This is a genomic window from Pseudomonas sp. zfem004 (assembly GCF_032621715.1).
GTDB classification, from domain to species: domain Bacteria; phylum Pseudomonadota; class Gammaproteobacteria; order Pseudomonadales; family Pseudomonadaceae; genus Aquipseudomonas; species Aquipseudomonas sichuanensis.
On the sequence record NZ_JAVYJF010000021.1, the window covers coordinates 51,969 to 73,239 of the forward strand.

A 21,271-nucleotide genomic window follows, 5' to 3' on the forward strand; every position below is an offset into this window, starting at 1 on the left:
GCGGGGCAAGCCCGCTCCCACGAATCAAGCGTGGGAGCGGGCTTGCCCCGCGATGAGGCCCATGGCCACACCACAGCCACCAGGAGACCGCGCGTGACCCCCGAACAATTCCGCCAACACGGCCGCCAACTGATCGACCTGATCGCCGACTACCGCCAGACCGTCGCCGAACGCCCGGTGATGGCCCAGGTCGAGCCCGGCTACCTCAAAGCCGCCTTGCCGGCCAGCGCACCGCAGCAAGCCGAGCCCTTCACCGCCATCCTCAAGGACGTCGACCAGCTGTTGATGCCCGGCCTGTCCCACTGGCAGCACCCGGACTTCTACGGCTACTTCCCCTCCAACGGCACCCTGTCGTCGGTGCTGGGTGACTTCCTCAGTACCGGCCTGGGCGTGCTCGGCCTGTCCTGGCAGTCCAGCCCGGCCCTGAGCGAGCTGGAAGAGACCACCCTGGACTGGTTGCGCCAGCTGCTGGGGCTGTCCAGCCAGTGGAGCGGGGTGATCCAGGACACCGCTTCCACCAGCACCCTGGTGGCGTTGATCTGCGCCCGCGAGCGCGCCACCGACCATGCCCAGGTGCGCGGCGGCCTGCAGGCCCAGGCCAAACCGCTGATCGTCTACGTCAGCGCCCACGCCCACAGCTCGGTGGACAAGGCCGCGCTGCTGGCCGGTTTCGGCCGCGACAATATTCGTCTGATCGCCACCGACGAGCAGTTCGCCATGCGCCCTGAGGCGCTGCGCGAGGCCATCGCACAGGACATCGCCGCCGGCAACCAGCCCTGCGCCGTGGTCGCCACCACCGGCACCACCACCACCACCGCGCTCGACCCGCTGCGCCCGATCGGCGAGATCGTCCAGGCCCAAGGCCTGTGGCTGCATGTCGACTCGGCCATGGCCGGCTCGGCGATGATCCTCCCCGAATGCCGCTGGATGTGGGACGGCATCGAGCTGGCCGACTCGGTGGTGGTCAACGCGCACAAGTGGCTGGGCGTGGCCTTCGACTGCTCCATCTATTACGTGCGCGACCCGCAGCACCTGATCCGGGTGATGAGCACCAATCCTAGCTACCTGCAGTCGGCGGTCGATGGCGAGGTGAAGAACCTGCGCGACTGGGGCATCCCGCTGGGCCGCCGGTTCCGCGCGCTGAAGCTGTGGTTCATGCTGCGCAGCGAAGGCGTCGAGGCCCTGCAGCAACGCCTGCGCCGCGACCTGGACAATGCCCGCTGGCTGGCGGAACAGGTCGAGGCATCGGATGAGTGGGAACTGCTGGCGCCGGTGCAACTGCAGGCACTGTGCATCCGCCACTGCCCGGCGGGGCTGGAGGGCGATGCACTGGATGCCCATACCCGAGGTTGGGCGGACCGGTTGAACGCATCGGGCGATGCCTATGTCACCCCGGCTACCCTGAACGGCCGCTGGATGGTGCGGGTGTCGGTGGGCGCGCTGCCGACCGAGCGCGAGCATGTGCAGCGGTTGTGGCAACGTTTACAGGCAATCGTCGCTGCCTGACCGTACGCTATCGCGGGGCAAGCCCGCTCCCACGGTCGCTTCGTGGGAGCGGGCTTGCCCCGCGATAGGGCCGCAGTGATCTATCACACCGCCCCGCGCATCAACACCTTGAGCGATGCATCGAACTGGCGCAGCGCATCGGCCTGCACCGTCTGTTCCTCATCCAGCTGACGCACCAGCTCGACCCCCTCGACCGGCTTGCGTGCCACCCCTTCGGCTCGGCCGATATAGGTCAGCTGACCATCGAAAAAGCGTGCCGCCACGCTGGCCTGGATGGCCTCGTCCCCCGCACTTGCCAGCTTGCTCCGGGCCTCCAGCAGCACGATCACATCCGGGCGATCGGCCAGCAGGGTATCGAGGTCTTCATAAAAGGTGACTTCGGCAAATTCCTGGGCCAAGGACTGCGCCAACCATGCATAAGCCTGGTTGCCGCCCAGGGTCGCCACCGGCGTGCTCCTGGCAGTGCCGGGGGCGGCCTGGTCGCGGTGGCGTTGCAGGTAGTCGAGCGTTGCGGCGGCGTTGCGCCCGAGCAGCACGGCCACATGCTGGCCGTGGCCGAGGGTGACGCTGGACAGCTCGGTGGCCGAATAGAAATGCCCGTAGGCTTGCGCGCCGGGCTGGTTGGCTGGGCTGGCACAACCGGTAAGGGTGGCGAGCAGGGCTAGCAGGGCTGCGATCATGCCGGTTTTCATGGGAGAGGCCTTGTCGATGTGCGAATGGGGCCATTCTCCCGGCGACCTGCCATCCGCGGAACTTGATGGCAGGCATGGTGGCTATCGACGACGTTGATGGTTCAGCCTGGGCGGCCCATGAACTGCAGGATCCGCTCACGCAGCCAGCGCTCGGCCGGGTCGTTGTCGTGGGCGCTGCTCCAGGCCATCGACAGTTCGGCCTCGCTGATCTCGAACGGCGCCGGGTCGGCGCGCAGCCTGCCGTCGTCGGCCAGGGCGCAGGCCGCGTAGTCTGGCACCGTGGCGATCATCTCGGTGTTGCGCAGCAGCGCGCGCAGGCTGCCGAACTGCGGTACTGCCAGCACCACCTTGCGGCAGCGGCCGATGCGCGCCAGGTCCAGGTCGATGTTGCCGCTCATGTCACCAGAGAACGACACCATCACATGAGGGCGCGCGCAATATTCGTCCAGGGTCAGTGGGCCGGGGCGGTCGTCGGCGCGCAGTACCCGCACGCCGATATCGCGCAGTTTGCGGCGCTTGGCGTTGGCCGGCAGGTCGGTGGTGTAGCTGACCCCCACCGAAATCTCGCCCGAGGCGAGCAGGCCCGGCATCAGCAGGAAATTGGCCCGACGCACCACCACGCTGATCTGCGGCGCCTCCTCGCGCAGCGCTTCGAGCAACGCCGGGAACAGGCCGAACTCGGCATCGTCCGACAGCCCCAGGCGGAACACGTTGCAGCTGTTGGCCGGGTCGAACGCCTTGGCCCGGCTGATCGCCGCCGAGATCACGTCCATCGCCGGGCCCAGTTCATTGAAGATCTGCATGGCCCGTGGCGTGGGTTCCATGGCCCGGCCATTGCGAATCAGCAACTGATCATCGAACAGGTCGCGCAGGCGGGCGAGGGCGGCGCTGACGGTGGGCTGGGTGATGAACAGCTTTTCGCCGACACGGGTGAGGTTGCGTTCGATCATCAATGCCTCGAACACCACCAACAGGTTCATGTCGACGCGGCGCAGGTCGTTGCGATTCATTCGGAGGGCCTTGGGCGCGGGAAGATGGCAGATTCAAGCACAGTTCATGCCGCTTGGCTCGTGCCGATTGGCCCCGCCAGTGGCCCTGACAGAGCCACACTATCAGCCCTCAATAGCGCTTCTATTAGACCTCTGCCCAAGCTCGACTAGTCTTTCCCGTGGCCCCGCGAAAAGCCATCGCGGCGGGTGCCCGCGTGGCTGTCGGCAACCCCCTTGCCAGCGGCACTCAGGCACCCCGCGAGCCCATGTCGGCGCAGACCGACCACACCTGATGAGGGGTAGGCACGAGCCCTTGGCTCGGCTGATCGAACACCTGGCATTGCGTCTGGAAACGCGCCCGGAATCTGAAACGACCCGACCCAAAGGTAGAAGCAGATGTCGAACGAATCGAAATGCCCGTTCCATCAAACCGCTGGTGGTGGCACCAGCAACCGAGACTGGTGGCCTGACCAGCTCAACCTCAGGATCCTCCACCAACACTCGTCCAAGTCCAGCCCCGCCCCGGACTTCGACTACGCCAAGGCGTTCAAGAGCCTCGACTTCCAGGCCCTGAAAAGGGACCTGACTGCCTTGATGACCGATTCCCAGGACTGGTGGCCAGCCGACTTCGGCCACTATGGCCCGCTGTTCATCCGTATGGCCTGGCACAGCGCCGGCACCTACCGTATCGGCGATGGCCGCGGTGGCGCCGGCTCCGGCCAGCAACGCTTCGCCCCGCTCAACAGCTGGCCGGACAACGTCAGCCTGGACAAGGCCCGGCGCCTGCTGTGGCCGATCAAGCAGAAGTACGGCAACAAGATCTCCTGGGCCGACCTGATCGTGCTCACCGGCAACGTCGCCCTGGAATCCATGGGCTTTAAAACCTTCGGCTTCTCCGGCGGGCGTGCCGATGTGTGGGAGCCGGACGAAGACGTGTACTGGGGCTCGGAAAAGGTCTGGCTGGGGGGCGATACCCGCTATGGCAAGGAACAGCTCAAGGCCCAGCCGCCAGGGCAGGGCGACCTGGTGGCCGAGCCTGCCAAGCATGGCGAGGAGCAGAATCGCGACCTGTCGGCCGAGCGCAACCTGGAGAACCCGCTGGCCGCCGTGCAGATGGGCCTGATCTACGTCAACCCGGAAGGCCCGGAAGGCGAGCCTGACCCTGTGAAGTCGGGCAAGGATATCCGCGAGACCTTCGGCCGCATGGCCATGAACGACGAAGAGACCGTGGCGCTGATCGCCGGCGGCCACGCCTTCGGCAAGACCCACGGCGCCGGCCCTGCCGACAACGTAGGGCCCGAACCGGAAGCCGCCGGGCTGGAACTGCAAGGCCTGGGCTGGAGCAACAAGTTCGGCACCGGCAAGGGCGGCGACACCATTACCAGCGGCCTGGAAGTGACCTGGACCTCCACCCCGACCAAGTGGAGCAACGAATACCTGAACAACCTGTTCAACTTCGACTGGGAACTAACCAAGAGCCCGGCTGGCGCCCACCAATGGCGACCGAAGGATGGCAAGGGCGCCAACACGGTGCCGGATGCCCACGACCCCGGCAAAAAACGCGCCCCCTCGATGCTCACCTCCGACCTGGCGCTGCGCTTCGACCCGATCTACGAACCCATTGCCCGGCGCTTCAAGGACAACCCCGAGCAGCTCGCCGATGCCTTCGCCCGCGCCTGGTACAAGCTGATCCACCGTGACATGGGCCCGCTGGCGCGTTACCTCGGCCCGGAAATGCCCAACGAAGAGCTACTGTGGCAAGACCCGCTGCCCAAGGCCGGCCCACAGCCCAGCGACGCCGATATCGCTGCGCTCAAGGCCAAGGTGCTGGCCTCGGGGCTGAGTGTCGGTGAACTGGTGTCCGCCGCCTGGGCCTCGGCCTCGACCTTCCGTGGCTCGGACAAGCGCGGCGGCGCCAACGGCGCGCGCCTGCGCCTGGCACCGCAGAAGGACTGGAAAGCCAACCAGGGCGTGGACAAGGTGCTGACGGCGCTGGAGAAGATTCGCAGCGAAGGCGGCAACAAGATCTCCCTGGCCGACCTGATCGTGCTGGCCGGCAACGCAGCCGTGGAAAAAGCCTCCGGCCTCAGCGTGCCGTTCCGCCCAGGGCGTGTGGATGCCTCCCAGGAGCAGACCGACGTCGAGTCGTTCGCCGTGCTCGAACCGCTGGCCGATGGCTTTCGCAACTTCAGCAAGGACCGCTACAGCGTCAAGGCCGAGAAACTGCTGCTGGACAAGGCCCAACTGCTGACCCTCACCGCGCCCGAACTGACCGTGCTGATTGGCGGCCTGCGCGTGCTCGGCGCCAACCATGGCGGCAGCAAGGACGGGGTGTTCACCGACAAACCCGGGGTGCTGAGCAACGACTTCTTCCGCAACCTGCTGGACATGGGCGTGGAGTGGAAGCCGACCTCGGCCGACAACGAACGCTTCGAGGGCCGCGATCGCAAGACCGGCGCGGTGAAGTGGACCGCCAGCCGGGTTGACCTGGTATTCGGTTCCCACGCCCAGTTGCGCGCCTTGAGCGAGGTGTATGGCAGCAGCGATGGCAACGACAAGTTCGTCAGGGACTTTGTCGCGGCCTGGTCCAAGGTGATGGAGCTGGACCGTTTCGATCTGAAGTAGGCCCGGCCGCAGGGGCGCCTGGCGCCCCTGCGCATTGCCAGGTCCACCTCACCCTTCCTGCAACAACGCCGCCAACCGCCGCGCGGCATGGCGCACTTGCGCCAGGCTCAGCGCGGCATAGCCGAGCACCACCGCCGGTGGCGCCTGCACCTGCAGGCAAAAACCCTGCAACGCCTGAAGCTGCAGCCCCTCCTGCGCCGCGCGCCGGCACAACGCCTGTACATCGAAGCCCGGCGGCAACATCAGCAGCGCATGCAGTCCGGCGTGGCTGCCGCGCAGCTCGAAGCGCCCGGGGGCGTGGCGTTCGAGCACCGCTTGCAAGGCGTCGCGGCGCTGCTGATAGGCCTGGCGGGCGACGCGCAGGTGGCGCAGCAGGCCGCCATCGCCAATCAACCGCGCCAGCGCCAGTTGCTCGGTTACCGCCACCGCGCGGCCGCTCAGCTCGATGCGCTCCAGCAGGGCCTGGCGCAAGGCGTCCGGCACCAGCAGGTAACCCACGCGCAGGCCGGCGAACAGGGTCTTGTTGAAACAGCCGCAGTAAATCACCCGGTCATTGCGGTCCAGCGCCTTGAGCGCGGGCAATGGCGCGCTGTTGTAGTTGAACTCGCTGTCGTAGTCGTCTTCCACCAGCCAGGCGTCCTCGCGCTGGGCCCAATCGAGCAACGCCAGGCGCCGAGATACCGGCAAGGTGGCGCCGGTGGGGGCCTGGTGCGCCGGGGTGAGGTAGAGCAGGCGCGCGCCGCTGCCGGGCAGGTGTTCGCTCTGCACGCCCTGCGCATCCACCGGGATCGCCGCCAGCCGTGCGCCGGCCTGGCGCAGCAAACGGGCCGCCGCGGGGTAGCCGGGGTCCTCGACGGCGGCGATGTCGCCGGGGCGCAGCAAGGTGGCGATGAGCAGTTCGAGGCTGTCGCGGATGCCATGGGTGATGATCAGCGCCTGCGCCGAACAGGCGATGCCACGGTGTTGCGCCAGATAGCCGGCCAGTTGCTCGCGCAGCGCCGGCAGGCCTTGGGCACTGGCTTGGCCAAGCTGCTCGGCGCCGGCCTCGCCCAGGGCCTGGCTCAGGTAGCTGGCCCACTGACGCGGCGGGAACAGGGCGGGGTCCGGCAGGCGGGCGACGAAGGGCACGCCGACACCGACCCGTGCCTCCAGCGGTGAGGGCGCGGTGGCGCTCGGCAAGGGTGCGGTGGCGTTGCCCGTGCCCAGCAGCAGCTCTGGCACCACCGCGCAGACGCGGCTGCCCGAGCCGCTGCGGCGCTCTATGTAACCCTCGCTGCGCAGGCGCTCGAACACCGCCTCGACGGTGCCGCGCGACAAACCCCAGCGCGCCGCCAGGGTGCGGCTGGAGGGCAACGGGCTGCCGGCGAGCAGACGCCGCTGCAGAATCGCGTCGCGCAGGGCCTGGTAGGCGCCGGCCTGCTTGCCCAGGCCGGGCTGGGCCGGCAACGGCAGGTCGAGGGCGAGGGCGGTCTTGCCACGACTCATAGTGGTCCAATCCATATTGGTTCAAATGGCTCTGCATGCTAGACCGGATAGCCCCTAACCTGCGAGCGTCCTTTTACCCGGAGCCACCCATGCCATCCTTGTCCCCCCTCAGCCTGCGTGGCTGGTCATGCCTGTTGCTGGCGCTGGTGTGCCTGCCGCGCATCGCGCTCGACCTGTACCTGCCGGCCTGGCCTGGCATGGATCAGGCGTTGGGCCTCGCGCCCGGCCAGGTCCAGCAGAGCCTGACCGCCTACCTGCTCGGCTATGCCCTGTGCATGTTGCTGGCCGGGCCGCTGTGCGACCGCTGGGGGCGGCGACCGCTGCTGCTGGCTGGCCTGGCGCTGTTCAGCGTGGCGACCCTGGGTTGCTGCCTGGCGCAGGATCTGCCGGGGCTGTGCCTGGCGCGATTCTTCCAGGCCCTGGGAGGATGCTGCGGCCCGCTGGTGGCCCGGGTGGTGGTGCGCGATCGTTTCGTTGTCGGCGAACAGGCGCGCATGCTCGGCCTGCTCTCCACTGGCATGGCCATTGCCCCATTGCTGGCACCGTTGCTGGGCAGCCTGCTGCTCGAGGCATTGGGTTGGCGCGGGTTGTTCGGCCTGTTGCTGATTGCCGGGCTGGCCTGCCAGGTGCAGGTGGCCAGGCGCTTGCCGGAGACCCGCCCGGTCGAGGCACCGCCGCAGCCGTTGGCGGCGGCATGGCGCCAGGTGCTGGGCAGCCGGGTGTTCTGGCGCAGTTCGCTGGTGATCGGCTGCGCCTATTGCAGCTACTTCCCGTTCATCAGCGAATCGTCGCGGCTGTTGCAACAGGGGCTTGGCCTGTCGCCCCAGGCCTATGCCCTGGCGCTGGCGGCGACCGTGGCCGCCTACGGCTTGGGTTCGCGCTGCTACGCGCGGCTGGCCCAGCGCCTTGGCAACGAGCGGGTAATCGGCCTCGGAGTGGCCATCAACCTGGCCGGCAGTGCGGCGCTGCTGGCGCTGCAACTGGCGGGCGCGCCGCTGTGGGCCTTGCCGCTGGGGCTGTTGGCAGTGATGTTCGCGGTCGGCTTGATCATCCCCGCATGCCAGTGGGCAGTGCTGCAGCCATTCGCGGCGATCGCAGGTACCGCCTCGGGCGGGTTCTTCTTCGTGCAGATGCTGCTGACGGCCCTGAGCAGCGCGCTGACCGGCTGGTGGTCCGACGGCAGCGCCTGGCCGCTGGTGGGGATGACCGTGGCGGCCAGCGTGCTGCTGGCGCTGGTGCACGGGCTCAGCGCCCCACGCCAGGGGTTACGGGGTGCTGAAACGGCACCGATGGCGTGAGCCCGGTTCAGAACCTGCCGGTCCTGCCCTGATTTGCGCCCCGGCTCACCGTGGGGGTAAAGCACAGCTGGTTGTTTGATGACCTGGCCGACACTTCAAACCGCCGGTTCGCCCAACCGCTCGTTGTGCAGTGAAACCCGCGATGTTTCCGGCAGCGCCAACCCGCCAATCAACGCCAGCAAGGCAATCACCACCAGGTAGAAGGCTGGCGCCAGGCGGCTGCCGCTCTGCTCGATCAGCCAGGTCGCCACCAGCGGCGCGGTGCCGCCAAACAGGGTGTAGGCGACGTTGTAGGTGATGGCCGAAGCGGTATAGCGGCTGCGGGTGGGGAAGCATTCGGACAGCAGCGCAGCGGTGACCACGCCGCTCATCAGCGCGCCTACGGCTAGCAGGATCACCCCCAGCAATGCCCCCGACAACGAACCGGAGCTGGCCAGCCAATAGGCGGGAAACACCGCCACCATGACCCAGATGCAAGTGAAACCGATGGTTCGCCGGCGCCCAACCCTGTCACAGAAAGCCCCGGCCAGCGGGCAGCCGGCGGCGGCGAACAGCAGCGCCACGGTGGATACCAGCAGCGCCTGGGCACGACTGAGTTGGCCGACGGTCTGCAGGTAAGTGGCGAAGTAGGTGGTGAACATGTAGAACGACAGCGCCGTCAGCGAGATGAACGCGCCGAGGTTGCGGATGGTGCGGCCATGGTGGCGCAGGGTGTCGCCCAACGGCGAGTGGCTGTGTTGCTTGCCCTCGGCCATGGCCTGGCGGAAGGCCGGGGTTTCCTCCATGCGCCAGCGCAGGTACAGGCCTACCAGCCCCAGCGGTGCGGCAACCAGGAAGGGCACCCGCCAGCCCCAGGCATTCATCGCCTCGGCCGACAGGCTGGCTTCCAGCCCATAGGCGATCACCGCCGCGCAGGCAAAGGCCGAGAAGGTCGAGACCGGCACGAAGCTGCCGTAGAACGCCCGCTTGTCCTGCGGCGCATGCTCCATCAGGTAGGCGCAGGCGCCTGCATATTCGCCCCCGGCGGAAAAGCCCTGCAGGCAGCGGGCAAGCGTGAGCAGGGCCGGTGCCAGCACACCGATGCTGGCGTAGGTCGGCAACAACCCGATCAACGTAGTTGAGCCGGCCATCAGCAGGATGGTCAACGACAGGATGCGCTTGCGCCCCAGCCGGTCGCCCAGGGCCCCGAACACAATGCCGCCCAGCGGGCGCAGGGCAAAGGCCACGGCGAACACGGCGAAGGTCTTGAGCAGGGCGACACTGGAGTCTTGGCTTGCGAAGAACTGGGTGGCGATCAGTGTGGCGAGAAACCCGTACACAGCAAAATCGAACCACTCGACGAAGTTGCCGATGGCCGAGGCGGCGATCACCCGGCGTAGGGTGGCGGGTGGGACCGCATGGGGGATGGACATCACTGTGCTCTCCGGTGGTCTAGGCAGCCTGGGCGAATGCGGCGCGATCCGGCGCGCCGTCGTTGTTGTCGGGCCAGTAGACAAGAGCAGGGTGGTGATCGCTTTTTCGAGGGCGACCCCGGGATATCCGTTTCGACCGCTCGCACCGGGAATGTTGGACATGCCTCGAGCAGGTGCTACCGCGCATGGATCCAGAACAGTGCTCGTCGAGGTAACCGACCAATGCTATCGGATAGTGGCTGTTTGATATTGAGTGTGGCAGTCTGCGGTACACTCAAGGGGCGTCAGCGATCGCGAACGCCAGTGACCATTGTTTGGAAGGGAGATTCAAATGGCAGAGCAAGCACAGGAAAGTGGTTCGTCATTGATGAAGGCAGTCGAGGCCATCGCAATCACGCCGCAGGATGCTCGGGAAATGGTTGAACAGTATCGAGAGCAGGTACTCAAGGCCAAGCCAAAGGCAACAGATGCTCAGGTGTTGGAGCGGGTGACCGACAAGATCATCAGCCGCTATTGCAAGCTTGCCGCCACGTCGGGTGCCGCAACGGCGATTCCGGGCGCGATTCCTGGTGTGGGTACGGCAGTTGGCATGTTGGGGGGGAGTGCGGTGGATATCCCGGTATGCATCAAGCTTCAAATTGACATGACTATGTGCTTGGGCATTGCCATCAATGGCAAAATGTCGAACGAAGATGCCAAACACATGGCGTTCATCATCGCCTTGTACGGCTCACTCGAACAGATGGGGTCTGCGGGCGCCACTCGCATGGCCAGCAAGGCAGGCGTACGAATGGTTCAGCAATACCTGACAGGCAGCACGTTGACCATCATCAAAGAGTTCTTCAAGAAGATCGGCATCACTTTCACTCAGAAGGCTGCGGCCAAGGCGATTCCTTTTGGCGTCGGGATCATCGTTGGCGGCACGGCCAACTACGCCTTGACCCGTTACGTCGGCAACACCGCTCGCGACACCTTCCTGATGCACCTGGAAATGGAAGATGAGGGGCCTGCCGATACGGCACAGGCTTAACGCTCAACCCCAATGCGGGGCCCGTCATTCCCGGTCGCACTTCGTTGTCACGGACCAGGTGCGTAACGGGCGCTGGTCCTTCAGCGTTTCAGGCACATCGATCGGCGCCTCGTCCGGCCCCAGCAGCGTCTCGATCTCATGCACGCTGCGCAGGTACGGATCCAGATCGTTGCCCAGCCCCGCCTGATGCGGGATCCACCAGGCGATCACCTGCGTGCGGCCCTGCTCGTCCTCGGTCAGCAGCACCTTCCAGAACGCTTCCGGCGTGGCGATGCCGTGGGAGGCCTGGAAGTAATCGTTGGCCAGCCCCTCGCCTTGATGATCGAACACCACCCCACCGATCACCTTCACCGGGTGCCGGTCGCGGTAGCACTCGGTGAGCAGCTCGGTCTGGTACCAGGTGCGGCTGTTGTGGCTGGTCAACTGCGGAACGATGTTGCTCATCCGATTGGAGGCGTCCATCGCCGCGCGGTCGTCGTCGAAATGGTTGTTCGCCGCCAGGTGGCCGCGGTGGAAGCCCTTGGGCGTCGAGTAGGCCTTGGTCGAGGTCTGGCCCTTGCAGCCGGGCGGCAGGTCGGGGTCGAGGCGGAAGTTGTCCTGACGCGCCAGGTGCCCGACATCCTTTTCCAGGGTGAGGGCAAAACGGTGGGGTTCGCCACGCTGGCAGTCGTACCAGAGCAGGTAGCGGCCATTGTCGAGCAGGGTGAGCGGGAGGGGCGACTGCGCCGGTTCAGGCGCGGGCGGCGAAGGCAGGCGAGGTGCGCAGGAGGTCAGCGAGAGGGCGAACAGCAGGAACGGCAGGCGGCGTATCACACGTCTTCCTTGGCGGTGTGGCAGGGCAGGTCGGCGTGCATGATACCGACCCGGCGCGAAGGCGTCCTGCTGCATTGCCTGCGGGCATGTCACTGGCCATAATCGCGCCCCCGTTCCAATGGATGTCATTTCGCCATGCAGGCGCTAAAACTCCTCAACTTTTTCAGCGTCGTCCTGTTGTGCCTGGCTGGGCTGGTGTTCTGCGTAGGCAATGTGGTGGCGCTGCTGTGGATGCCCAAGGCGGTCATGTTCATGGTGATGTGCCCCGCGGCCGTGGCTGGTGCCTTGTTGCCCGTCACCTTGCTGAGCGTGCTGCTGGCCTGGCGCACGGGCGTGATCAGCGCCAGCAACGCGCTGATCTGCTGCCTGCTACCCGTGCTGATCGGCTGCTTCTCGCTGTTCATGGGCGCCCTGGCATTCTTCGTGATTCCCTTCACCTTGCGCCGGCACATCGGTTACAGCCTGGCGGTCGCACGGGGCTAGCTAATGCGCCCTCAGAACCGCATATCCATCGCCACTTCAAACGTCCTCGGATCCCCCATGTAGTACTGGGTGTTGTACGCCTGCTTGGCATACACCTCATCCGTCAAGTTGCGCACCCGCGCGGTCAGCGTGGTGTGCGCATCCACCCGGTAGCGGGCAAAGGCCCCGTACAGGGTGTAGGCAGGCGCCTTCAGCGTGTTGGCATTGTCGGCATACACCGAATCGACATACCGCGCATCCACCCCTGCCGACCAGTCCGGGGTAAAGCTGTAGGTCAGCCACAGGTTGCCGACGTTGGCCGGCACGTTCACCGGCGCATTGCCCTCGCGGGACACCGACTTGCCCGCCACCGCTTCGTTGAACTCGTCATAACGCGCATGCACGTAGGCATAGTTGGCCTCGGCCAACAGTTTCGGCGTGACCTGCAACCGCCCGGACAGCTCGATGCCCCGTGAGGTCTGCTGGCCGGCCTGCACCGTCTGGTTGGGGTTGTTCGAATCGGCCACGGCAAAATCCTTGCGCACGATCTGGTACACCGCCACCGTCGCCGCACCCCGGCCATCAAGGAAGTCGAACTTGCTGCCGGCTTCCCATTGCTCGCCCTTGGACAGGTCGAACAAGCCGACGTTGGAGTAGGTCGCTGCCGCCAGGGAGCCTGCCGGCAAATCGGCGGCGGTGCTGTACTGCACATAGACGCTGGCCGCCGGGGTCAGCGCGTAGGTCAGGCCGACGCGCCCGGACAGCGGCTCCCAGCGGCGTTCGAAGAAGGCCGGCGCGGTGGGCGTCACGGCGCCGTAGTTGGTCACCTGCATGTCCAGGTAGTCGTAGCGAAGGGCGGTCAGCAGCGCCAGGCGTTCGGTCAGTTGCAGACGGTTCTCGGCGAACAGCGCGCGGTTGGTGGTCTCGTGCCGGCGTTGCTTGCTCAGCCCGGTATTGACCCCGGGGATGTCGTAGAAACTGCCGGGGTCGAAATGGTCCGGGTCGACCGTGTCGCTCCAGCTGCCTGATTTCGGGTACAGGCTCTGACGCATCTTCGACCAGTCCAGCCCCGCCGACCATTGGCTGGCCAGGCCGAACAGGCTGTTGTCGTGGCGCAGCTCGATGCGGTTGCCCAGCACGCTCTGCTGGTGGCGCTGCAGGTAGGGGCTGGAGCGCGTCACATTGCCCGCGTTGTTGTAGCGGTAGCGCTCCAGGTTGCGGTAGTCGCGCTGGGCCTCGTACTGGTACAGGGTGTTGTGCAGGCTGGTGCTGTCGCTGATCTGGTAGTCGAGCATCGAGCGCAGCCAGCGCACCCGCTGCTCGTAGCGGCCGTCGGCGACGTTGTAGTTCTCGAAACGCCGGCTCTCGTCGATCTTCATGGTGCTGCGCCCCGGCAGGATCGGCGAGCCCCAGTACGGGCTGTCTTCCGTGTCCTCCTGGTACTCCAGCGCCAGGGTGTGGGTCAGGTCGGGGGTAAGGTCGCTGAGCAGCGAGAACGCCAGGCTGTCGGTCTGCCGTTCATTGCGGTCGATATAGCCGTTGCCCTGGCTGCGGCTGAAGTCCAGGCGGGCGAAGTGGCGAGCGTCGGCCGGGTTGGCGGCCAGCGCCTGGTTGATGCCGAAGGCGTATTCGGCGGCGTCGTAGCTGCCGTAGCGGATACGCCCGTCGACGGTCTGCTGGTCGCGGCTGGCCAGCTTGCTGATGTAGTTGATCGAGCCGCCCACGGCACCGGCGCCATGCAGGAACGACGACGGCCCGCCGAGCAGTTCGACCCGGTCGATCACCCAGGCGTCCACCGGCCGGGTGGCGCTGCTGTAGCCCAGGTTGATGCCGTTGTAGAGCTGGGTCACCTGGTTCTGGGTGAAGCCGCGGTAGGTGACGAAGCCGCCGTAGCCGGGGTTGGCCGAGGCGTTCACGCCGGTCATGGCATTGATCACTTCCTGGGTGTCGCGGGCGTCGCGCTGCTCGATCACCCGGCGGTCCGAGACGCTTACCGAGGCCGGGGTTTCCCGCGCCGTCAGGCCCAGGCGCGAGCCCGTGGCGATCGGGGTGTCCAGTTGCACGCCGCTGGGCGCTTCACGCTCGCCATCGACGGTGGTGGCGGACAGTTCGACAGGCGCGCCTTGCGCCCAGGCACAGTGGCAGGTGGCGCTCAGCACGAGCACCAAAGAGGAGTTGCGGATCATGTTGTAAGGGTTCCACGCAAAGGTCTTGGCAGGCCCGACCCACAGGCGCGCGCACGGGCGCGCCTGCCAGGGTCAGGCGAAGTGTTCTGCTGCGGGGAACGGAGAAGGGGAGGCGCGGGGGTTGATGGCGTGGCGCAGGTAGCGCGGCGGCGGTTGCCCCCAGCTGCGGGTGACGATCGGCGCTGGCGCCTGGCCAAGCGCGGCGCTGAAGGTCCAGCCGGCGCTGCTGAGCGGCACGGCCATGGCGAACGAGGAGCACACCGGGCAGTCGAGCTGGGCCATGTGCTGGTCGCCACCGCCGCCGTCCAGGTCGATGGCCGGGCCATGGCCGCTGTCCATGCTGCAGTAGCCGCCTTCCAGGCCGGACAGGCGCAGGCCGGTCATTTGGCCATGGTGCAAACCACACAGCAACAGGCTGAACAGGACGCTGGCGTAGAGCGTCCATGCGGTCAGCGAGCGTGTCCGACGAGTGGTTTTCATGGCGGCGAATCTACCATTTGGAGGGTTTCACCGGGTTTCGGGTTGGTGTGGTGGATTGTCGCAGGCAGCGGGTGTGTCTGGCGTGGGAGCGGGCTTGCCCCGCGATGAGGCCAGCCCCTGCAACGCAGGATCGGTCCAATCGCGGGGCAAGCCCGCTCCCACGTTGCGCCTTCAGCCGTTGCCCAGCGCCTTCACCACCTGCTCGACACTGGCCTTGAGCCCGGCCACGGTGTCCTGCGGGTCGCTGTCGACCACCAGCAGCTTGGCGCCACCGGCCTCGATCGCCGCCACCACCTTGGCATCCGGTTGGCGGTGGTGCAGCACCAGCGCCACGTCTTGTTGCTTGAGGTTGCCGGTCAGCGCCTTGAGCGCAGCTTCGTCCCACTGCTCGTCGGCGTGCAGGGGCTGCTCGACCACATCCAGGTTGAGCCCGCTGGCCAGATACCCAAGCCGCTCTGACAGGCTGACGACGCTAAGGTTGTCGACCTCGGCCAGCTGCGCCTGGCTGCTGGCGGTGAGTTCCAGCATCTGGCGCTTGAGCCCGGCCAGGTTGCCCTGGATCTTCGCCTTGTCCGCCGGCGACAAGCGCTCCAGGTCGTTGGCCACCACATCGGCCATGCGCCCCAGATTGGTCGGGTTGAGCCAGGGGTAGGCGGCGAAGGCCTGCTCGCCGTTCACCGCGATGCCCGGCAGGGCACCGTCCACCGGGCGCGCGGCGTCGATTTCGACGATGCGGATATTGCTGCGCCGGGCCATGGGGTAGAGCGGGTCGTCCCGCCAGATCGAGCGCACGCCGATCACCGCGTCGGCCTGCTGCGCGGCCTTCTGCAGGCTGGCGCCGCCACGCCCCTCGAAGTACGACGGCTGGCGGCTGGCCGGCAGGTTGTCCGGGACGGCGCTCTTGAGCTGCACCGAAGTGCCATCGAGCAGCGCGGCCGCCAGGCTGTGGGTCACCGGCAGGGTAGTCAGCACTTGCGCGGCGTTGGCCAGCAGCGGCAGGCCGCTCAAGGCCAGGGCCAGGGTGAGTTTTTTCAGGGTCATGCCGGGTTTCCTTGCAGGCGGGGGACGAGGGCACGGGCCAGGGCACAGAGGGCGAAGCACAGGCCGGCCACCAGAATGATCGCCGCGCCCGACGGCACCGGCAGGTCGAGCATGATCGGCAGCAGGATGCCCAGTAGAGTGCTGACGGTGGCGATCACTACCGAGATGAAGAAGAAGCCCTTGAGCGACTGGCTGACCAGCCGCGCGGCCGCCGCCGGGATCACCAGCAGGGCGCCCACCAGGATTGCCCCGATCACCTTCACCGAGGCCACGGTGACCAGCGTCACCAGCACCACGAACAGGTAGTCCAGGGTCTTCACCGCCACCCCGCGCACCGCCGCCAGCTGCGGGTTGAAGCTGGCCAGCATGATGCGGTTGTACAGCGGCAGCGCCAACGCCAGCACCAGCACCGCGACGATGCCCAGCACCAGCAGGTCGTGGGCGCTGACGGTGAGCACCGAACCGAACAGCACGTTTTCCAGGATATGCACGTTGATCTTGCCGGCCAGCATCAGCAGCAGGCTCGCGCCCAGCGCCAGCGACACCGAGAGGAACACCCCGATCAAGGTGTCCGGCGACAGCCCGGTGCGGTTGCGCAGGAAGTTGAGCAAAATGCCGAACAGCAGGCAGTAGCCGAAGAGGCTGCCATAGGGGCCGGTGTAGGGCTCGCCAAGCAAGATGCCGATGGCAACACCCGTCAGTGCGGCGTGGCCGACCGCCTCGGAGAAGAAGGCAAAGCGCTTGACCACCACCAGGGTGCCCAGCCCGCCCAGCACCGGGCCGATCATCAGGCCCGCCAGCAGCGCGTTGACCACGAAACCGTAGGCCAGCGCCTCCGGCAGATAACCCGCGCCGGCCCATTCCTGGACCAGTTGGCGGAACGCTTCGAAACTCATGAACGGCTCTCGCTGCGAGGGTGGACGGAGAACAGGCTGAGCAGGCGCTCAGGCGTGAGCGCTTCAGCCGGCGGGGCGTCGAACAGTACCTGGCGGTTCAGCCCGGTGACCCGGTCGGCCAGGCGCAGCACTGCCTGCAGGTCGTGCTCGATCCACAGCACGGTGGTGCCGGCCTGGCGCCAGCCGTGCAGCAGCTGCTCGAACACCTGGATACCGGCCTCATCGAGCGCCGACATCGGCTCGTCGAGCACCAGCAGTTGCGGCTCGGGGATCAGCCCCTGGGCCAGCAGCACCCGCTGGCGTTCTCCACCGGACAGCGCGCCCATGCGCCGCTTGCGCTTGTCGAGCATGCCGACCCTGGCCAACGCCGCGTCGATGGCCGGGCGCACCCGCCGCGACAAACCGAGGAACGCCGGGCGGCGCTGGCACATGGCGGCCATGAAGTCGTCGACGGTCATCGGCAGGCCGCGGTCGAATTCCAGCGCCTGGGGCACATAGCCGATCACTTCTTGCTCACCCGGCCAGTGCAGGGTCAGCTGGCCCTGGTGCGGCATCTGCCCGAGCAGGGTCTTGATCAGCGAGCTCTTGCCGCCGCCATTGGGCCCGACGATGGCGTGCACGCTGCCCGGGGCGACATTGAAGCACACGCCTTCAAGGATGCGCGTACGGCCCAGGGTCAGGTCGATGCCGTCGAAGTCGATGCGGGGGCCGCCAGCAGCGGTGAGGTGGGCGGCGGCGGTCACGCGCGGTTCTCCTGGATAGCGCGGACCACGGTGTCGAGGTTGCGCTTCATCTCCACTTCGTACTTTTCCTTGGTGTATTCGCCATAGGAGATGTGCGTGAGCGGGTACAGTCGCACGCCCGATTCACGCTGGATGGTCTCGACGTAGGCGGAAGGGAAGTCCATTTCCGAGAAGATCACCTTCACGTCCAGTGCCTTGAGCTGGTCGATGGTCTTCTTCAGCTGCGCCGGGCTCGGCTCGATACCGTGGGCAGGTTCCACCACGGCGGTCACTTCCAGGCCGAAGTCACGCACCAGGTAGTCGTAGGCAGCGTGGATGGTCGCCACGCGGAAGGTCGCATCCGGCGCTTGGGTCACCTGGGCCAGCGCCTCGGCGCGCAGGGCGCGCAGGCGCTTGGCATAGGCGCGGGCGTTCTGGGTGTAGAACTTGGCGTTGTCCGGGTCGAGCTTGCCCAGTTCGCGGGCGATGTTGTTGACCTGGGCGATGGTCGCGCTGATCGACAGGAAGGTGTGCGGGTTGACCACCTTGCCGGCACCACGGGCGGCGATACCGGTGGCCGCCAGCAGCGGTACGTTGGCGTTGGCCTCGATGGTCTTGATATCCGGTTTTTCGCTGGCGGCGATCATGCGGTCGGCGAAGTCGTCATGGCCCACGCCATTGAGCACCACTACATCCAGGCTGCCGATGCGCTTGATGTCTTCGGCGCGCGGCTCGTAGGCATGGGGGTTGAAGCCGGCCGGAATCAGCGGCACCACCTCGGCCTTGTCGCCGACGATATTGCTCACATAGCTGTAGTAGGGGTGCAGGGTGATGCCGATGCGCAGCGGCTTGCCAGTGTCGGCGACGGCCAGGGCAGGCAGGGCGCAGGCCAGGAGCAGCGCCAGGGTGCGGCGGGCGGAGCGGAACATGGGCAAATCCTTAATGGCGGTGTTGGCGGGTGACCCCGGCGTCGTAGTGGATGACGATCTGCCGCCAGCCGGCGGCGATCAGCGTGGCGCTGTCCAGGGCGTCCGGGGCCATCGCGCTGCTGTCGCGGCGCAGCCACACATCGGGCTGGGCGTCGGCGGTCTGCGGCAGGATCAGCAGCAGGCTGCCGGCCACTTCAGGGGCCTGGCTGCGGCCCAGGTAGGCGCCGTTGTCCAGCAGCGCCCACTGCAGGCTGCCGCGACTCTGGCTGCTGGCATCGGTGACGAAGGGCGGCAGGCCCGCTTCGGCAAGCTCGGCCACCGGCGGCGCGCTGCCGCTTTCCTCACGCAGCGCACGGATCTCCTCGACCGCCACCCACAGGTCGGTGTGCAGGCCCTGTTCGGCGGCGTTCAGGTCACGCCGGGCGTCGAGCTGGTGGGCGGCCACGGCCTGCTCATCCTCGCGTTCGCCGCGCAGTGCCACCACGCCGGCGGCCAGCAGCAGGATCAGCGCGGCGGTCAGCAGCACATAGAGGGTTTCGTGCCCGGCACCCGCCGGGCGTACCACCTGGGCGCGGCTCATGGCGCACCGATGTCGGCGTGGTCCACTTCCACCACATGGCCGGGGCCGGCATCGAACAGCACGTAGAACTCGCCGTCGGGGCGCTTGAAGGTGAGGGTCGAGTCATCCCCCAGCTTGCTGGCCACCAGCACCTGTTCGTCGTAGCCGATCACGTCCAGGGTCACCCCCGGCGCGCCGCTGCCGTCGCTGAAGCCGCCCTTGCAGGTGATCTGCCCGGCGTTCTCGGTGCAATCGCACATCGGGTTGTGCGCCAGCGCCGGGGTGGCGGCCAGCAGCAGGAAGGGCAGGGCGAGCCTGCGCAGCAGCGGTGGTGTCATTTCTTGCCTCCTTGTTTCTCGAGCCAGGCCACGGTGGCCGGCGATGCCTTGGCCAGCGGCACCGAGGCCTGGTACATCTTGCCGTCCCAGCCTTCGATGGTGACCCACAGGTCGGCGTCGGCGCGGGTGCGCGGCGGGATCGGCAGGTTGGTGCTCATGCGGTGCTGCGAGCCGAAGAAGATGGTGCCGGCGGCGCGCAGGCTGCGCGGCTTGCCGACGCGCAGGTAGATCGCCTTGACGCCCTCGGTGCAGGTCTTGCACAGGGCGGCGTTGAACGCCTTGAAGTCACCGGCGGGGCCGTCGGCGCGCGGTGCTTCGTCACGCAGCTCCGCCAGGTCGAGGCTCCAGCGGTCGATCTGGATATCGCGGATGACGTTGGCGCCCAGGCCACTGTCGCCGCGCAGCAGGCTGGCGTCGGCGAAGTACTTGGGCATGAAGCCCAGCGGGATGAGGATCAGCAGGATGTTCAGGTGGAAGCGCCATTTCAGCCACCACTGCTTGAAGCCGCCCTGCGGCACGCTGTTCGCCTGGCTCATGGCTGCGCCTCCACAGGGGTTTCACGAGGTTGCCTTACCCGTGCCGGGCGCTCGCTGCGCTTGAGCGCGGCGGCGGTGGCCTGGGCGGTGCGCTTGGTCCAGATCAACAGGCCGCTGAGCACCATCAGGGTCAGCACCAGGCCGAAGAAGAACCAGATCAGCTTGATCGCCAGGCCGCCGAAGTCGCCGGTGTGCAGCGGGCGCATCGATTCGGTGACGAACTCCAGGGTCGAGCGGTCGCCCAGCAGGAACTGGGCGTCGACGTTGCGTGTGTACGGATTCACTTCGGCGGTCTGGAACATCAGCGGGTACCAGCCGCGGCCGCCCATGCTGTAGTGGCTGTAGGCGGTCAGCGGCAGGGAGATGAAGCTCACGTCCAGGCCCGGGATGCGCTCGGTGGCGATGCGCGCGGCCTCGTCCAGGTCGATGCGCGGCGCCGGCGTGCCGTCGGGCGTCTGCGGCACCTGCTCGCGGGCGATCACCGGCACCACCGGTTCGGTGGAGATGGTCACGTGGTTGTCGCCGAGTATCGCCTGGATCAGGAACCAGGTGCCGGTGATGGAAATCACCGCGATGAACCAGATCGACCAGACCCCGGCCAGGCGGTGCACATCGCCCCAGAAGATCCGCGAGCCGTGGCCGGTGCGCACCGGCTTGAAGAAGCCGCGCCAGAACTTCTTGTACACCACCAGCCCCGTGACCAGCGAAGCCAGCATCGGCAGGCCGAGCAGCGATACCAGGTACCAGCCCCAGCTGTAGCCGTTGGTGAACGGCACCAGCCACCAGCCGTGCAGGGCGCGGGTGAAAGCCTCGAAGTCGAAGTTCGGCCGCTGGCCCTGGATCGCCCCGGAGTAGGGGTTGACGTAGAGCAGCGCGGTGGTGCCGTCAGGGCGGGTCACCGAGGCGTTCAGGGCAAAGTGCGAGCCGTCCGGCTGGCTGAGAAAGCGCACTGCCAGCTCCGGCTCGGCCTTGTGCATGGCCGTGAGCACCTGCTGGAAGCTCAGGCGCTCGGCGTCGGGCGCATCCAGCGGTTTGCTGGCGCGCACGTCCGGGTTGGCCAGCCAGACGATCTCCTGGCTGACCACGGCGAGCATGCCGGTGAAACACACGATCAGGACAAAGAACCAGATCGGCAGGGCGAGCCAGCTGTGCACCAGGAACCACAGCTTGGAGGCGGATTTCTTCTTCGATTGTCGGGCCATCGGTCGGTCTTCTGCATAAAAAGTGCGGTCGAGGCTCGGCTCAACCGTGAAGGCTGCACTTAATAGGACG

General features: G+C 67.0%; 20 protein-coding genes. 5 read left to right on the top strand and 15 right to left on the bottom strand.

Going from position 1 to position 21,271, the window contains the following annotated elements:
- Nucleotides 1–93: 93 nt before the first annotated feature.
- Nucleotides 94–1,506, top strand: coding sequence for a DOPA decarboxylase (locus tag RTH46_RS20795; protein WP_316906502.1), 1,413 nt, complete (start codon nucleotides 94–96; stop codon nucleotides 1,504–1,506).
- An 83-nt stretch (nucleotides 1,507–1,589) separates the two neighbouring features.
- Here RTH46_RS20795 and RTH46_RS20800 read toward each other — a convergent pair whose 3' ends face one another.
- The gene (locus RTH46_RS20800; protein WP_153788930.1) at nucleotides 1,590–2,198 is read right to left on the bottom strand and encodes a hypothetical protein; all 609 of its coding nucleotides are present in this window, start codon (nucleotides 2,196–2,198) and stop codon (nucleotides 1,590–1,592) included.
- Between the two features lie 101 nt (nucleotides 2,199–2,299).
- Entirely contained in the window at nucleotides 2,300–3,208 is a 909-nt protein-coding gene (locus RTH46_RS20805) for a LysR family transcriptional regulator (RefSeq protein ID WP_125463671.1), read from the bottom strand.
- A gap of 375 nt (nucleotides 3,209–3,583) precedes the next feature.
- Here RTH46_RS20805 and katG point away from each other — a divergent pair, with 375 nt between their 5' ends.
- A complete protein-coding gene (gene katG / locus RTH46_RS20810; RefSeq protein ID WP_316906503.1) occupies nucleotides 3,584–5,812 on the top strand; it encodes a catalase/peroxidase HPI in 2,229 nt (742 codons plus the stop codon).
- Nucleotides 5,813–5,860: 48 nt separating this feature from the next.
- Here katG and RTH46_RS20815 read toward each other — a convergent pair whose 3' ends face one another.
- Nucleotides 5,861–7,297 (bottom strand): PLP-dependent aminotransferase family protein, encoded by a 1,437-nt coding sequence (locus tag RTH46_RS20815; RefSeq protein ID WP_316906504.1) that lies wholly within the window; start codon nucleotides 7,295–7,297, stop codon nucleotides 5,861–5,863.
- Between the two features lie 89 nt (nucleotides 7,298–7,386).
- Here RTH46_RS20815 and RTH46_RS20820 point away from each other — a divergent pair, with 89 nt between their 5' ends.
- Nucleotides 7,387–8,595: a Bcr/CflA family efflux MFS transporter gene (locus RTH46_RS20820; RefSeq protein ID WP_316906505.1), complete on the top strand. Its 1,209-nt coding sequence runs from the start codon at nucleotides 7,387–7,389 to the stop codon at nucleotides 8,593–8,595.
- A 95-nt stretch (nucleotides 8,596–8,690) separates the two neighbouring features.
- On the opposite strand, the gene RTH46_RS20825 is transcribed toward RTH46_RS20820, so the two are convergent.
- A complete protein-coding gene (locus RTH46_RS20825) occupies nucleotides 8,691–10,007 on the bottom strand; it encodes an MFS transporter (protein ID WP_316906506.1) in 1,317 nt (438 codons plus the stop codon).
- 331 nt (nucleotides 10,008–10,338) lie between these two features.
- Between RTH46_RS20825 and RTH46_RS20830 the strand changes: the two genes are divergently transcribed.
- Nucleotides 10,339–11,037, top strand: a complete 699-nt coding sequence (locus RTH46_RS20830) for an EcsC family protein (protein ID WP_153788933.1) — start codon at nucleotides 10,339–10,341, stop codon at nucleotides 11,035–11,037.
- 24 nt (nucleotides 11,038–11,061) lie between these two features.
- Here RTH46_RS20830 and RTH46_RS20835 read toward each other — a convergent pair whose 3' ends face one another.
- The gene (locus tag RTH46_RS20835; RefSeq protein WP_316906507.1) at nucleotides 11,062–11,850 is read right to left on the bottom strand and encodes a DNA/RNA non-specific endonuclease; all 789 of its coding nucleotides are present in this window, start codon (nucleotides 11,848–11,850) and stop codon (nucleotides 11,062–11,064) included.
- Nucleotides 11,851–11,985: 135 nt separating this feature from the next.
- On the opposite strand from RTH46_RS20835, the gene RTH46_RS20840 reads away from it, so the two are divergent.
- Nucleotides 11,986–12,333 carry a hypothetical protein gene (locus RTH46_RS20840; protein ID WP_153788935.1) on the top strand — a complete coding sequence of 116 codons (348 nt, stop codon included), beginning with the start codon at nucleotides 11,986–11,988 and terminating at the stop codon, nucleotides 12,331–12,333.
- A gap of 11 nt (nucleotides 12,334–12,344) precedes the next feature.
- Here the strand turns inward: RTH46_RS20840 and RTH46_RS20845 are convergent, their stop codons facing one another.
- From RTH46_RS20845 to RTH46_RS20890, 10 genes are all read right to left on the bottom strand, one after another.
- Nucleotides 12,345–14,498, bottom strand: coding sequence for a TonB-dependent receptor (locus RTH46_RS20845; RefSeq protein ID WP_316906508.1), 2,154 nt, complete (start codon nucleotides 14,496–14,498; stop codon nucleotides 12,345–12,347).
- 72 nt (nucleotides 14,499–14,570) lie between these two features.
- Nucleotides 14,571–14,978: a DUF2946 domain-containing protein gene (locus RTH46_RS20850; protein ID WP_153788937.1), complete on the bottom strand. Its 408-nt coding sequence runs from the start codon at nucleotides 14,976–14,978 to the stop codon at nucleotides 14,571–14,573.
- A 171-nt stretch (nucleotides 14,979–15,149) separates the two neighbouring features.
- Nucleotides 15,150–16,019 (bottom strand): metal ABC transporter substrate-binding protein, encoded by an 870-nt coding sequence (locus RTH46_RS20855; protein ID WP_316906509.1) that lies wholly within the window; start codon nucleotides 16,017–16,019, stop codon nucleotides 15,150–15,152.
- Entirely contained in the window at nucleotides 16,016–16,915 is a 900-nt protein-coding gene (locus tag RTH46_RS20860) for a metal ABC transporter permease (RefSeq protein WP_153788939.1), read from the bottom strand. Before RTH46_RS20860 ends, RTH46_RS20855 begins: the two co-directional genes overlap by 4 nt.
- Nucleotides 16,912–17,658, bottom strand: a complete 747-nt coding sequence (locus RTH46_RS20865) for a metal ABC transporter ATP-binding protein (RefSeq protein WP_153788940.1) — start codon at nucleotides 17,656–17,658, stop codon at nucleotides 16,912–16,914. Before RTH46_RS20865 ends, RTH46_RS20860 begins: the two co-directional genes overlap by 4 nt.
- Nucleotides 17,655–18,566 carry a metal ABC transporter substrate-binding protein gene (locus RTH46_RS20870; RefSeq protein WP_178125885.1) on the bottom strand — a complete coding sequence of 304 codons (912 nt, stop codon included), beginning with the start codon at nucleotides 18,564–18,566 and terminating at the stop codon, nucleotides 17,655–17,657. Before RTH46_RS20870 ends, RTH46_RS20865 begins: the two co-directional genes overlap by 4 nt.
- 10 nt (nucleotides 18,567–18,576) lie before the next feature.
- Nucleotides 18,577–19,146 carry a DUF6162 family protein gene (locus RTH46_RS20875; RefSeq protein WP_316906510.1) on the bottom strand — a complete coding sequence of 190 codons (570 nt, stop codon included), beginning with the start codon at nucleotides 19,144–19,146 and terminating at the stop codon, nucleotides 18,577–18,579.
- Nucleotides 19,143–19,463, bottom strand: coding sequence for a hypothetical protein (locus RTH46_RS20880; protein ID WP_125858309.1), 321 nt, complete (start codon nucleotides 19,461–19,463; stop codon nucleotides 19,143–19,145). The genes RTH46_RS20875 and RTH46_RS20880 overlap by 4 nt, the downstream gene beginning before the upstream one ends.
- A complete protein-coding gene (locus RTH46_RS20885) occupies nucleotides 19,460–19,999 on the bottom strand; it encodes a thiamine pyrophosphate-binding protein (RefSeq protein WP_110995154.1) in 540 nt (179 codons plus the stop codon). Before RTH46_RS20885 ends, RTH46_RS20880 begins: the two co-directional genes overlap by 4 nt.
- Complete coding sequence (locus RTH46_RS20890; RefSeq protein WP_316906511.1) at nucleotides 19,996–21,201, bottom strand: PepSY domain-containing protein; 1,206 nt, start codon at nucleotides 21,199–21,201, stop codon at nucleotides 19,996–19,998. Before RTH46_RS20890 ends, RTH46_RS20885 begins: the two co-directional genes overlap by 4 nt.
- Nucleotides 21,202–21,271: the final 70 nt, after the last annotated feature.

Coding starts and splice junctions, on each gene's coding strand:
- RTH46_RS20820 (WP_316906505.1), top strand. CDS start 7,387: ATGCCATCCTTGTCCCCCCTCAGCCTGCGTGGCTGGTCATGCCTGTTG.
- RTH46_RS20850 (WP_153788937.1), bottom strand. CDS start 14,978: ATGAAAACCACTCGTCGGACACGCTCGCTGACCGCATGGACGCTCTAC.
- RTH46_RS20860 (WP_153788939.1), bottom strand. CDS start 16,915: ATGAGTTTCGAAGCGTTCCGCCAACTGGTCCAGGAATGGGCCGGCGCG.
- RTH46_RS20830 (WP_153788933.1), top strand. CDS start 10,339: ATGGCAGAGCAAGCACAGGAAAGTGGTTCGTCATTGATGAAGGCAGTC.
- RTH46_RS20885 (WP_110995154.1), bottom strand. CDS start 19,999: ATGAGCCAGGCGAACAGCGTGCCGCAGGGCGGCTTCAAGCAGTGGTGG.
- RTH46_RS20870 (WP_178125885.1), bottom strand. CDS start 18,566: ATGTTCCGCTCCGCCCGCCGCACCCTGGCGCTGCTCCTGGCCTGCGCC.
- RTH46_RS20875 (WP_316906510.1), bottom strand. CDS start 19,146: ATGAGCCGCGCCCAGGTGGTACGCCCGGCGGGTGCCGGGCACGAAACC.
- katG (WP_316906503.1), top strand. CDS start 3,584: ATGTCGAACGAATCGAAATGCCCGTTCCATCAAACCGCTGGTGGTGGC.
- RTH46_RS20805 (WP_125463671.1), bottom strand. CDS start 3,208: ATGAATCGCAACGACCTGCGCCGCGTCGACATGAACCTGTTGGTGGTG.
- RTH46_RS20815 (WP_316906504.1), bottom strand. CDS start 7,297: ATGAGTCGTGGCAAGACCGCCCTCGCCCTCGACCTGCCGTTGCCGGCC.
- RTH46_RS20890 (WP_316906511.1), bottom strand. CDS start 21,201: ATGGCCCGACAATCGAAGAAGAAATCCGCCTCCAAGCTGTGGTTCCTG.
- RTH46_RS20840 (WP_153788935.1), top strand. CDS start 11,986: ATGCAGGCGCTAAAACTCCTCAACTTTTTCAGCGTCGTCCTGTTGTGC.
- RTH46_RS20845 (WP_316906508.1), bottom strand. CDS start 14,498: ATGATCCGCAACTCCTCTTTGGTGCTCGTGCTGAGCGCCACCTGCCAC.
- RTH46_RS20855 (WP_316906509.1), bottom strand. CDS start 16,019: ATGACCCTGAAAAAACTCACCCTGGCCCTGGCCTTGAGCGGCCTGCCG.
- RTH46_RS20800 (WP_153788930.1), bottom strand. CDS start 2,198: ATGAAAACCGGCATGATCGCAGCCCTGCTAGCCCTGCTCGCCACCCTT.
- RTH46_RS20825 (WP_316906506.1), bottom strand. CDS start 10,007: ATGTCCATCCCCCATGCGGTCCCACCCGCCACCCTACGCCGGGTGATC.
- RTH46_RS20880 (WP_125858309.1), bottom strand. CDS start 19,463: ATGACACCACCGCTGCTGCGCAGGCTCGCCCTGCCCTTCCTGCTGCTG.